Here is a 12,006-nt window from a genome sequence, read left to right as displayed (position 1 = left end):
GTGCGCGCTCGGGCTTACTCGATTCAGCTTCGCGTCAACTTTGTGATGTACGTCAACATTTTGTTAACCGCTATCCGCTAAGGTACGCGCAGCAATGCGTGAGGAGAGGGATGTGATTCATCAATTGTGGCTGATGGCGGTTTCCAGTATACTGTTTTCCCGTCCTGGTTATTCCACCGTCTTTAAACCTAAACTCTCAGGTTCAGCATGACAACGAATTATATTTTTGTGACCGGCGGGGTCGTTTCCTCTCTGGGTAAAGGCATTGCCGCAGCCTCCCTCGCAGCCATTCTCGAAGCGCGTGGTCTGAACGTGACCATCATGAAACTGGATCCGTACATTAACGTCGATCCGGGTACCATGAGCCCGACACAGCACGGTGAAGTATTCGTCACTGATGATGGGGCCGAAACCGATCTGGATTTGGGTCACTATGAGCGCTTCATCCGCACGAAAATGTCGCGCCGCAACAACTTCACCACTGGCCGTATCTACTCGGAAGTCCTGCGCAAAGAGCGCCGTGGCGACTATCTGGGTGCCACGATTCAGGTCATTCCGCATATTACTAATGCGATTAAAGAGCGCATCATCGAAGGTGGCGAAGGTCACGACGTCGTGCTGGTCGAAATCGGCGGTACGGTCGGTGATATCGAATCCCTGCCGTTCCTGGAAGCGATTCGTCAGATGGCCGTCGACGTGGGCCGCGAACACACGATGTACATGCACCTGACGCTGGTGCCTTACATGGCGGCAGCGGGCGAGGTCAAAACCAAGCCGACGCAGCACTCTGTAAAAGAACTGCTCTCTATCGGTATTCAGCCAGATGTCCTGATCTGCCGTTCCGATCGGGCGGTGCCGGCCAACGAGCGTGGCAAAATTGCTCTGTTCTGTAACGTGCCAGAAAAAGCCGTTATTTCGCTGAAAGACGTCGATTCCATCTACAAAATTCCAGGCATGCTGAAATCGCAGGGTCTGGATGACTATATCTGTAAGCGTTTCAATCTGAATGCTCCGGAAGCCAATCTGGCCGAGTGGGAGCAGGTGATTTATGAAGAAGCGAACCCGGGCGGCGAAGTCACCATTGGTATGGTGGGCAAATATGTCGAACTGCCGGATGCGTATAAATCTGTTATTGAAGCCCTGAAGCACGGCGGGCTGAAGAATCGCGTTACCGTCAACATCAAGCTGATCGACTCCCAGGACGTAGAAACCCGCGGTGTCGAGTTGCTGAAAGATTTAGATGCCATTCTGATTCCGGGTGGGTTTGGTTACCGTGGTGTCGAAGGCAAGCTGATGACGGCGAAATATGCTCGCGAAAACAACGTGCCTTATCTCGGCATCTGTCTTGGCATGCAGGTTGCCCTGATGGAGTTCGCGCGCAATGTTGCCGGTATGGAAGGCGCAAACTCCACAGAATTTGTGCCAGACTGTAAGTACCCGGTGGTCGCCTTGATCACCGAATGGCGTGACGAAGAAGGTAACGTTGAAGTCCGTTCTGAGCAGAGCGATCTGGGCGGTACCATGCGTCTTGGCAGCCAGCAGTGCCAGTTGACCCCGGAAAGCAAGGTTCGCCAGCTGTACGGTTCTGACACGATTGTTGAGCGCCATCGTCACCGCTACGAAGTGAATAATATGCTGCTGAAGCAAATTGAAGCAGCGGGTTTACGCGTGGCAGGACGTTCTGGCGACGATCAGTTGGTTGAGATCATTGAGATCCCGAACCATCCATGGTTTATTGCTTGCCAGTTCCACCCTGAGTTCACATCGACGCCACGCGATGGTCATCCGTTGTTTGCCGGGTTTGTGAAGGCAGCACATGAGCATCAGAAGCGTTTAGCGAAATAAGTTTAACGAACAACGCGCGAACTTTTCGCGCGTTGTTTGTCTTAGGATTGACTAACTTGTACTGAGGAAAATCGTAATGGCCAAAATCGTAAAAGTCATCGGTCGCGAAATTATCGACTCACGTGGCAACCCAACTGTTGAAGCTGAAGTGCACCTGGAAGGCGGCTTCGTAGGCCTGGCTGCAGCACCATCAGGTGCCTCTACCGGTTCTCGTGAAGCACTGGAACTGCGTGACGGTGACAAATCTCGCTTCCTGGGCAAAGGCGTAACTAAAGCGGTTGCTGCGGTTAACGGTCCGATTGCTGAAGCGGTAAAAGGCAAAGACGCGAAAGATCAGGCGAACATTGATAAAATCATGATCGACCTGGACGGTACTGAGAACAAATCTAACTTCGGTGCTAACGCCATTCTGGCTGTTTCACTGGCTGCGGCAAAAGCGGCGGCAGCCTCTAAAGGTCAGGCGCTGTATGAGCATATTGCTGAACTGAACGGCACCCCAGGCAAATATTCTATGCCACTGCCTATGATGAACATCATCAACGGCGGTGAGCACGCGGATAACAACGTCGACATTCAGGAATTCATGATTCAGCCTGTCGGCGCATCAAGCGTGAAAGAAGCGATCCGCATGGGTTCAGAAGTGTTCCACAACCTGGCGAAAGTGCTGAAAAGCAAAGGTATGAGCACAGCGGTAGGTGACGAAGGTGGCTATGCGCCAAACCTGGGTTCTAACGCCGAAGCGCTGGCGGTTATCGCGGAAGCGGTAAAAGCAGCAGGCTATGAGCTGGGTAAAGATATCACCCTGGCAATGGACTGTGCGGCATCTGAATTCTACAAAGATGGCAAATACGTGCTGGCCGGTGAAGGCGGTAAGGCCTTCACCTCTGAAGAGTTCACCCACTTCCTGGAAGATCTGACGAAGCAGTATCCGATCGTTTCTATCGAAGATGGCCTGGACGAATCTGACTGGGATGGCTTCGCCTACCAGACCAAAGTGCTGGGCGACAAAATCCAGCTGGTAGGTGACGACCTGTTCGTTACCAACACGAAGATCCTGAAAGAAGGTATCGAGAAAGGCATCGCGAACTCCATCCTGATCAAATTCAACCAGATCGGTTCACTGACCGAAACCCTGGCTGCGATTAAAATGGCGAAAGACGCAGGCTACACCGCTGTGATCTCTCACCGTTCAGGTGAAACCGAAGATGCGACCATCGCTGACCTGGCGGTCGGTACTGCTGCAGGCCAGATCAAAACCGGTTCAATGAGCCGTTCTGACCGTGTTGCGAAGTACAACCAGCTGATCCGTATCGAAGAAGCGCTGGGTTCAAAAGCGCCCTTCAACGGTCTGAAAGAAGTAAAAGGCCAGTAAGTTTACTGACTTCTGACTTCTGATGAAAACCCGCCCACGTGGCGGGTTTTTTTATGCCTTTGCCGTCAGGCTTCCTCACCTTTTTCTGCGACGTCTATGCTGTTTACATCTGTGCTTAACACAACCCACCGATACTGACGCTGTATACATGAATCTGACGCATCCTGTTGCTCACCTGAGGCGCATGAATCACCGCTTTCAGGCAAAGATTAACTGGCTGAAGGAGAAAAACTGTGAGGCTGGCTTCGTATAACGTTGAAAACCTGTTTGATCGCGCCAGAGCGATGAATCAGAACGAATGGCGTGCAGGAAAACCGGTACTCGAAAAATTCGCCGAGCTGAATGCCCTGCTGGGGCAGGCTGAGTATACCGACGCGATGAAAAAACAGATGGTTGAACTGATGGTGGCGCTGGGACTGCAAAAGTCAGACACCGGGCCTTTTGTTCTCCTGCGGCGCAACCGGGGTAAACTGTTGACCCGACCCACAGACAACAGCGGCATTCGCATTATCGCCAATGGCCGTGCTGACTGGGTCGGTTCGCTGGAACTGCGACGTGCGCCAATAGACGAGATTGCTATGGGATTAACGGCGCAGGTCATGACAGATCTCAGGGCGGATATCCTGACGGTCGTGGAAGCAGAAAGCCGCCCCGCGTTGCTGGAATTTAATAACACGATGCTGCCCGCACGCGGCGGCACGCCGTTTAATCATGTGATGGTGATTGATGGCAACGATGAGCGGGGCATTGATGTCGGGCTAATGAGCGCGGCAGACTTTGCTATCGACACAATCCGAAGCCATGTCGATGACAAAGATAAACAGGGCGAGCTGATTTTCTCACGAGACTGTCCCGAATTCACGATTCCTTTGCCCGACGGTCAAACCCTGCTTGTGCTGGTTAACCATTTTAAAAGCAAAGGGTACGGTGCAAAAGTCAGCTCTGACGTCCGCCGTAAACGGCAGGCGGAGCGGGTCAAAGCGATATATCAGCAACGCATTAAAGACGGGCAAACCCTGATCGCGATCACGGGCGATTTTAACGACACGCCAGACAGCGAGGCCTTATCGCCGTTGCTGAAGGACACCGACCTGAAAGATATCTTTACCCATGAAAAGTTTGATAACGGTGGCTATCCCGGTACCTGGGGCGGTTGCAGCGCCAGTAATAAAATTGACTATATTTTGCTGTCGCCCGCCCTGTGGAAAAAGGTCGAAAAAGGCGGCGTGTGGCGCAAAGGGATGTGGCCCGGTGTTCGCCCGGTAAAATGGGAAACCTATCCCGAACTGAAAAAAGAGGTGAATGCGGCGTCTGATCATGCGGCGGTGTGGGTGGATCTGGCCCTCTGATCCCGCCTGCTGTCCTCCTGTCGCCTGGCGCGTTCACAGCAGATCGCGTCGGTTCAGCATCACCTGACATGATCTCAGCGCTGAGTTCTGCGATAATCGCGTTTTAAAACTTCACAGAGATGATTATGCAGTACCCGATTAACGAAATGTTCCAGACGCTGCAAGGCGAAGGCTATTACACCGGCGTGCCGGCGATTTTCATCCGCTTACAGGGATGTCCGGTAGGATGCAGTTGGTGTGACACCAAACACACCTGGGAAAAACAGGCGGATCGGGAAACAGCATTAGGCGATATTCTGGTTAAAACGGTGGAAAGCGATGCCTGGGGCAACGCGGATGTGCCAATGCTGCTCAGCAGCATCGCGCAACAGGGCTGGACGGCCCGTCACATTGTGATCACCGGCGGAGAACCGGCCATCTACGATTTGCGCCCACTGACCGACGCGCTGGAAGCCGCAGGGTTTCAGTGCCAGATCGAAACCAGCGGGACCCACGAAATCCACTGCTCTGCACAAACCTGGGTGACCGTGTCGCCGAAGGTTAATATGCGCGGCGGTTATGATGTCCTGGCACAGGCGCTGAGCCGTGCAGATGAGATCAAACATCCGGTAGCACGGCAACGTGATGTGGAGGCCTTAGACGATTTACTGGCCGGGATTCAGGACACGAAAGCGCGCATTATTGCGCTGCAGCCGATCAGTCGCAAAGATGATGCGACTAAACTGTGTATCGAAACCTGCATTGCGCGCAACTGGCGCCTGTCGATGCAGACGCATAAATACCTGAATATTGCCTGACAGCAAAAAGGCGGCCCTGGCCGCCTTTTTCATTTACTGTTTCGCTTTCCAGGTTTCATAAGCCTGCTTAATCTCCGCTTTTGCGGCGTTCGCGTCTTCAAACCCTTTCAGTTCAACCTTCTTACGGCCCTCGGGCAGTTCCTTGTAAACGCGAAAAAAAGCCTCCAGCCGCTGCTGCTCCATTTTGGGCAAATCGGCTACCGTCTGAATCGCATCATAGGTTGGATCGACATGACTGGCGGGCACGGCGACAATTTTGTCATCCACTTCGCCGCCGTCGATCATTTTCAGTACGCCAATCGGGCGCAGTTTAATGAGTGTCCCGGGGGCGAGTGGGGCGCGCGTATAGAAGATCACATCCAGCGGATCGTTATCACCGCCCAGTGATTGCGTCAGCGAACCGTAGTTAGCCGGATACGCAACCGGCATGGACTGAAAACGGTCGGCAACGATGAAACCGGTTTTCGCATCGGTTTCATATTTAATGATGCCGCCTGCCGGAATTTCCGTGACGGCATAGAAGGCATCCGGCAGCGTTTCGGGTTGCGGGAAGTTAAGGATGTTTTCCGCCTGAACGGCGGCAGAGGCAGTGATAAAAACGGACAAGGCCAGAAAAGGCTTTCTCAGGTTCATTGTTGATTCTCTTGATCTTTAATGAAGGAGAGAACAGCCTGGTCGGTAAAGATGACAGCGGGATGACAGCCGACGGAACGTTACAATGCACATGTCAGCAACCCTGCCGACTGATCAACCCTGTGTCCGATCAGCCGCCCGTTGGCGAAGGGCGGCCGGTTAACCGCGGTAGGTACAGCCTGCGGTGCAGGTTTCTTTGATCATGACCGCGCTCAGCAACGGCAGGCGAGGCTTCATATGATCCCAAATCCATTTGGCCAGCACTTCGCTGGTCGGATTCTCCAGTCCCGGAATGTCATTGAGGTAATAATGATCAAGCCGGTCATAAAGGGGTTTAAAGGCCGCTTTCAGTTCAGCAAAATCCATCACCCAGCCGGTATGCGCATCCACTTCGCCGGTGATTTCCAGACGCACCAGGAAGGAGTGACCGTGCAAACGACCGCATTTGTGTCCGGCCGGTACATTAGGTAAATGGTGTGCGGCTTCGAACTGGAACTCTTTAAATAACGTGGTAGACATAATCGCTCTCAGGCATTAAAAACGGGCCGAATTCTACCTGAAAAGCAGCTTTTTCGCACCCGTTAAGCGCAGTTTGCTCAGCCAATCGCCAGAATGGCTAAGCGCATCAGGGCGTTAACCCGGCATAAAGCCGTTAACCGTTGTGCGACACGTCGGCGGGAAGACGCGCCACGATTTCTTCGGCGATACCGAAATGTTCAATTAACAACTGATGTTGTTGTGATTGTGACAGCGGCGTGAAGCTTTCGCTTCCGTCCTGGGCTCTTACTACCTGCTCACCTTTAACGATGCCGGTGAGTGTTTCATGACCTGCCCGACGAATCAGCAGTGCACCGTCAAAGCGACTGGTGTTGCGGCTTTTTTGATGGCGCGCCTGAAAGTCAGCGAAGGGGATATTAAGCGCCAGGAGCTGACAATCCAGCCTTGCCCGACCTAACGGCTTCCAGTTAATCAACCAACTGTCGCCCTGCTGATGAACCTGCGTGCCCCAGACGGGATGCGCATACTCCGCCACCTCAAGCGGCAGCGGATGGCCATGAAGCATCGTAGCATCCACCACCAGAGGACGATCGTCGAGGGTGACCAACAGCAGACCATGACCGGGAGAATCGACGGGGGACGGACGCGAGGATAGCATCCTGGAGACACCGAGTTGCGCACGAAATCCCAGTTGCATGAGCAGCGCAAAGAGTGCGCCATGACCGGCCCAGCAGGTGCCGCCGGTGCCAAATTGTAGCCAGTGCGTGAAAAAATCGTCGGCCGTAGTGCCGGGCAACGGTTGGGAAGGAGGATCGTTCGCGAGAATGCGCCGGCGGATATTGTCGAAGGGCACCTTCTGGCACCAGGCGCGGTAAAGCGCCTGAAGCCCGGCCGCATCTGGGGCAGGGGAGTGATCCAGGCCCAGTTTATCCAGGATTCGCTCTGTCAGCGCAGGCGATAATGCAGTTACTGTCTCAGGCACCCGATCCTCTCGTATCGTCGCTTTGGCAATTCGTTATGCCACGTATTCAGGGCAATCACCCGCCATTAATCAGAGCGGGAAGGATGATTACCTGAGTCTGTTGATGACTGTCAGGATTACCACTTTTAACGATTAATTGTATCTGAAAAACCATTTAGTCATTTTGGTTATTTGATATGTCGAAGGCGTCTTTAATCGTTAATATAGCTGGCTGTACCCTTCTCTCTCTTCCGCCACTATTCGGTCCGGATTTCTGCTACTGGAATTTTTATCGCGATGACGACTCAGGCACCAGGTTCACTGCTTCCGCTCTCTCCGGAGCAACTTGCCCGTTTAGAGGCAGCAACGACAGATTTTTCCACCACTCAAATGGCGTGGCTCTCCGGCTACTTCTGGGGCAAAGTCAATCATGCGCCTGGTCAGGCGGTGGCCAGCGCTCCGGCACAGCCTGAAGCGCCCGCGATTACGCTGCTTTCCGCCTCGCAAACCGGCAACGCCCGTCGGGTGGCTGAACAGCTCCGCGATGACCTGCAGGCCGCAAAGCTGACCGTGAATCTGGTAAACGCCGGCGACTACAAATTTAAACAAATCGGCCAGGAAAAGCTGCTGATTGTGGTGACCTCCACACAAGGGGAAGGCGAGCCGCCGGAAGAAGCCGTTGCGCTGCATAAATTCCTGATGTCGAAAAAAGCGCCCAAAATGGACGGTGCGGCTTTTGCCGTACTGGGTCTGGGCGACACTTCCTATGAATTCTTCAGCAAGGCGGGCAAAGATTTCGATACACGGCTGGCTGAGCTGGGGGCGGAACGCCTGCTGGATCGGGTTGATGCCGATGTTGACTATGCTGAGCAGGCCAGCGCCTGGCGCCTGGCGCTCACCGACATTCTGAAAGCACGGGTCCCGACGGCCTCGCCCGCACAGGCGGCGGCAACCGTGGCGGGCAGCGTCAATGAAGTGTCCACCAGCCCCTATTCCAAAACGCAGCCCCTCAGCGCGAGTTTATCGGTCAATCAGAAAATCACCGGCCGCGATTCGGATAAAGACGTCCGCCATATCGAAATTGATTTGGGCGATTCCGGTTTGCGCTACCAGCCCGGCGATGCGCTGGGCGTCTGGTATGAAAACGATGCCGCGTTGGTCAGCGAACTGCTGGAGCTGGTGTGGTTAAAAGGCGATGAGCCGGTTGACGTGCAGGGCCAGACGCTGCCGCTGGCAGAGGCGCTGCAGAAACATTTCGAGTTAACGGTCAACACCGCGCAAATTGTGGCGCAGTACGCCACTTTATCCCGCAACGATGAACTGCTGTCGCTGGTGGATGACAAAGCTAAACTTCAACAGTACGCGCAACGTTATCCGATTGTCGATATGGTTCGCCTGGCGCCTGCGCAACTGACGGCTGAGCAGCTGACCGGCCTGCTGCGTCCCTTAACCCCGCGCTTGTATTCGATTGCCTCTTCGCAGGCGGAGACCGATACCGAAGTGCATATCACCGTGGGTGCGGTACGTTTTGATATCGAAGGACGGCAGCGCGGCGGCGGCGCATCAACCTGGCTGGCAGACCGTGTTGAAGAAGACGGCGAAGTCCGGGTGTTTATCGAACATAATGATAACTTCCGCCTGCCGGAGAATCCCGATGCACCTGTGATCATGATTGGTCCGGGCACCGGAATCGCCCCGTTCCGCGCCTTTATGCAACAGCGTGATAACGATGGGGCCAGCGGGAAAAACTGGCTGTTCTTTGGCAATCCGCACTTTACGGATGACTTTCTGTATCAGGTGGAATGGCAGAAATATGTTAAAGACGGCCTGCTAACGCACATCGATCTGGCCTGGTCGCGCGATCAGGCAGAGAAAATATACGTACAAGATAAAATCCGCGCGAAGGGTGCGGAAGTCTGGCGCTGGATTCAGGATGGCGCGCACCTGTATGTCTGCGGCGATGCAAATCGCATGGCAAGAGACGTTGAGCAGGCGTTACTGGATGTGGTGGTCGAGCACGGTGCTATGGATCGTGAAACGGCTGACGAATTTTTAAGTGAGCTGCGCATTGAGCGCCGCTATCAGCGAGACGTTTACTAATGACTGAAAAATACCCTGGACCGCTGGTGGTTGAAGGCAAACTGACAGATGCAGAGCGGTTAAAAAAAGAGAGCAATTATCTGCGTGGAACCATTCTTGACGATCTTGAGGATGGACTGACCGGTGGTTTCAGCGGCGACAACTTCCTGCTGATCCGTTTTCACGGCATGTACCAGCAGGATGATCGCGATATTCGCGCAGAACGCGCCGAGCAAAAGCTGGAACCGCGCCATGCCATGATGCTGCGCTGCCGCCTGCCGGGTGGGATTATCACGCCGACCCAGTGGCTGGCGATCGATAAGTTTGCCACCGAGAAAACGCTCTACGGCAGCATTCGTCTGACGAACCGTCAGACGTTCCAGTTTCACGGCATCCTGAAAAAGAACGTCAAACCTACGCATCAGATGCTGCATGAAGTGGGGCTGGATGCGCTGGCGACGGCGAATGACGTTAACCGTAACGTCCTGTGTACCTCCAACCCGGTGGAATCCGCGTTGCATCAGGAAGCCTACGAATGGGCGAAAAAGCTGTCAGAACATCTGCTGCCGCAAACCCGCGCCTATGCTGAGATTTGGTGGGATCAGGAGAAAGTCGCCACAACCGACGAAGAGCCGATCCTGGGGGAAACCTACCTGCCGCGTAAGTTTAAAACCACGGTGGTGATCCCGCCGCACAATGATGTCGATCTGCACGCTAACGATCTGAACTTTATTGCCATTGCGGAAAACGGCAAGCTGGTCGGCTTTAACCTGCTGGTGGGCGGCGGTTTGTCCATTGAGCACGGTAACAAAGCGACCTATGCCCGTACCGCCAGCGAATTCGGCTATTTTCCGGTAGAGAAGATTCTGGACGTCGCCGCGGCGGTGGTTACCACGCAGCGCGACTGGGGCAACCGTACCGATCGTAAAAACGCCAAAACCAAATACACGCTGGAGCGCGTGGGCGTTGACACCTTTAAGGCCGAAGTTGAGAAGCGCGCCGGTGTGACGTTTGAGCCGACGCGCCCTTACGAATTCACTACACGCGGCGATCGTTTCGGCTGGATCAAAGGGATCGACAACAAATGGCATCTGACGCTGTTCATTGAAAACGGCCGTCTGCTGGATTATCCGGGACGTCCGTTAAAAAGCGGCATTGCCGAAATCGCCAAAATCCATCAGGGCGATTTCCGCCTGACCGCCAACCAGAATCTGATCGTGGCGGGCGTGCCAGAAAGCCAGAAAGCGCAGATTGAGGCGATTGCCCGTGAACATGGACTGATGGAAAATGTGACGCCGCAGCGAGAAAACTCAATGGCCTGCGTGGCGTTTCCGACCTGTCCACTGGCTATGGCGGAGGCTGAGCGTTTCCTGCCGTCTTTCGTCACCCGGGTTGAAGCGATCATGCACAATCACGGCGTCGGTGAAGAGCACATCGTGCTACGCGTTACCGGTTGTCCGAACGGCTGTGGCCGTGCGATGCTGGCAGAAGTGGGCCTGGTCGGGAAAGCGCCAGGGCGTTACAACCTGCACATTGGGGGTAACCGTATCGGCACGCGTATCCCACGTATGTATCGTGAAAACATTACCGAACCTGAAATTCTCGCCACAATTGATGAGCTGGTAGGGCGCTGGGCGAAAGAGCGCGAGGCCGCAGAAGGCTTTGGCGACTTCGTGATCCGTGCGGGCATCGTTGCTCCGGTGCTGGACCCTGCGCGCGACTTCTGGCAGGAGGCAAAATGAGTATCGATCTTGCAGCACTGAATGCGATGTCGAAGGTCCAGCGCGCGATGGCGCTGGCCGCGACGAACGCCCAACTGGAAAAAGCCTCTGCGGAAGAACGCGTAAGCTGGGCACTGGAAAACCTGCCGGGTGCTTATGTGCTCTCGTCCAGCTTTGGTATTCAGGCTGCCGTATCGCTACATCTGGTCACGCGTGTGCAACCCGATATTCCGGTTATCCTCACGGATACGGGCTATCTGTTTCCGGAAACGTATCGCTTTATAGATGAGCTGGCCGACCAGCTCAATCTCAACCTGAAGGTGTTCCGCGCCGAAACGTCGCCTGCCTGGCAGGAAGCGCGTTATGGCAAGCTGTGGGAACAAGGGGTTGAAGGCATTGAGCAGTACAACCAAATCAACAAAGTTGAGCCGATGAACCGGGCACTGGAAACGCTGGGCGCCCAGACCTGGTTTGCGGGCCTGCGTCGCGATCAGTCAGGCAGTCGTGCCAGTCTGCCGGTGCTGGGCGTTCAGCGCGGTGTGTTTAAAGTGCTGCCGATTATTGACTGGGATAACCGCCAGGTTCATCAGTATCTGCAAATCCATAATCTGAAATACCATCCGTTGTGGGACGAAGGCTACCTGTCGGTGGGAGATACGCACACCACGCGTAAGTGGGAGCCGGGCATGGCGGAAGAAGAAACACGTTTCTTTGGCCTGAAACGCGAGTGCGGCTTGCACGAAGGCTGATT

10 protein-coding genes are annotated in these 12,006 nt (G+C 54.5%); 7 read left to right on the top strand and 3 right to left on the bottom strand.

Annotated features, from left to right (window positions below):
- Positions 1-207 precede the first annotated feature (207 nt).
- From pyrG to queE, 4 genes are all read left to right on the top strand, one after another.
- The gene (gene pyrG / locus RAC65_RS15335; protein ID WP_006120762.1) at positions 208-1,845 is read left to right on the top strand and encodes a glutamine hydrolyzing CTP synthase; all 1,638 of its coding nucleotides are present in this window, start codon (positions 208-210) and stop codon (positions 1,843-1,845) included.
- 76 nt (positions 1,846-1,921) lie between these two features.
- Complete coding sequence (eno, locus tag RAC65_RS15330; RefSeq protein WP_006120761.1) at positions 1,922-3,217, top strand: phosphopyruvate hydratase; 1,296 nt, start codon at positions 1,922-1,924, stop codon at positions 3,215-3,217.
- A 233-nt stretch (positions 3,218-3,450) separates the two neighbouring features.
- A complete protein-coding gene (locus RAC65_RS15325; protein WP_058702185.1) occupies positions 3,451-4,566 on the top strand; it encodes an endonuclease/exonuclease/phosphatase family protein in 1,116 nt (371 codons plus the stop codon).
- A gap of 125 nt (positions 4,567-4,691) precedes the next feature.
- Positions 4,692-5,363 (top strand): 7-carboxy-7-deazaguanine synthase QueE, encoded by a 672-nt coding sequence (gene queE / locus RAC65_RS15320; RefSeq protein ID WP_006120759.1) that lies wholly within the window; start codon positions 4,692-4,694, stop codon positions 5,361-5,363.
- Between the two features lie 33 nt (positions 5,364-5,396).
- Here the strand turns inward: queE and RAC65_RS15315 are convergent, their stop codons facing one another.
- From RAC65_RS15315 to RAC65_RS15305, 3 genes are all read right to left on the bottom strand, one after another.
- Positions 5,397-5,996: an inorganic diphosphatase gene (locus tag RAC65_RS15315; protein ID WP_039338364.1), complete on the bottom strand. Its 600-nt coding sequence runs from the start codon at positions 5,994-5,996 to the stop codon at positions 5,397-5,399.
- A 159-nt stretch (positions 5,997-6,155) separates the two neighbouring features.
- Positions 6,156-6,515: a 6-carboxytetrahydropterin synthase QueD gene (gene queD / locus RAC65_RS15310; RefSeq protein WP_006120757.1), complete on the bottom strand. Its 360-nt coding sequence runs from the start codon at positions 6,513-6,515 to the stop codon at positions 6,156-6,158.
- A 133-nt stretch (positions 6,516-6,648) separates the two neighbouring features.
- A complete protein-coding gene (locus RAC65_RS15305) occupies positions 6,649-7,476 on the bottom strand; it encodes an arylamine N-acetyltransferase (RefSeq protein WP_058702184.1) in 828 nt (275 codons plus the stop codon).
- A 276-nt stretch (positions 7,477-7,752) separates the two neighbouring features.
- Here RAC65_RS15305 and cysJ point away from each other — a divergent pair, with 276 nt between their 5' ends.
- The 3 genes from cysJ to RAC65_RS15290 are packed head-to-tail and all read left to right on the top strand — an operon-like array spanning position 7,753 to position 12,004.
- Positions 7,753-9,555: an NADPH-dependent assimilatory sulfite reductase flavoprotein subunit gene (cysJ, locus tag RAC65_RS15300; protein WP_058702183.1), complete on the top strand. Its 1,803-nt coding sequence runs from the start codon at positions 7,753-7,755 to the stop codon at positions 9,553-9,555.
- A complete protein-coding gene (gene cysI, locus RAC65_RS15295; protein WP_033739554.1) occupies positions 9,555-11,276 on the top strand; it encodes an assimilatory sulfite reductase (NADPH) hemoprotein subunit in 1,722 nt (573 codons plus the stop codon). The genes cysJ and cysI overlap by 1 nt, the downstream gene beginning before the upstream one ends.
- Complete coding sequence (locus RAC65_RS15290) at positions 11,273-12,004, top strand: phosphoadenylyl-sulfate reductase (RefSeq protein ID WP_058702182.1); 732 nt, start codon at positions 11,273-11,275, stop codon at positions 12,002-12,004. The genes cysI and RAC65_RS15290 overlap by 4 nt, the downstream gene beginning before the upstream one ends.
- Positions 12,005-12,006 lie beyond the last annotated feature (2 nt).

The organism is Pantoea sp. BS_8, from assembly GCF_041954965.1.
GTDB classification, from domain to species: Bacteria; Pseudomonadota; Gammaproteobacteria; order Enterobacterales; family Enterobacteriaceae; genus Pantoea; species Pantoea stewartii.
The sequence above is the reverse complement of the archived record's forward strand: the minus strand, read 5'-3'. Positions and strand labels throughout refer to the sequence as shown.

Coding starts and splice junctions, on each gene's coding strand:
- pyrG (WP_006120762.1), top strand. CDS start 208: ATGACAACGAATTATATTTTTGTGACCGGCGGGGTCGTTTCCTCTCTG.
- eno (WP_006120761.1), top strand. CDS start 1,922: ATGGCCAAAATCGTAAAAGTCATCGGTCGCGAAATTATCGACTCACGT.
- queE (WP_006120759.1), top strand. CDS start 4,692: ATGCAGTACCCGATTAACGAAATGTTCCAGACGCTGCAAGGCGAAGGC.
- RAC65_RS15315 (WP_039338364.1), bottom strand. CDS start 5,996: ATGAACCTGAGAAAGCCTTTTCTGGCCTTGTCCGTTTTTATCACTGCC.
- queD (WP_006120757.1), bottom strand. CDS start 6,515: ATGTCTACCACGTTATTTAAAGAGTTCCAGTTCGAAGCCGCACACCAT.
- cysJ (WP_058702183.1), top strand. CDS start 7,753: ATGACGACTCAGGCACCAGGTTCACTGCTTCCGCTCTCTCCGGAGCAA.
- cysI (WP_033739554.1), top strand. CDS start 9,555: ATGACTGAAAAATACCCTGGACCGCTGGTGGTTGAAGGCAAACTGACA.
- RAC65_RS15290 (WP_058702182.1), top strand. CDS start 11,273: ATGAGTATCGATCTTGCAGCACTGAATGCGATGTCGAAGGTCCAGCGC.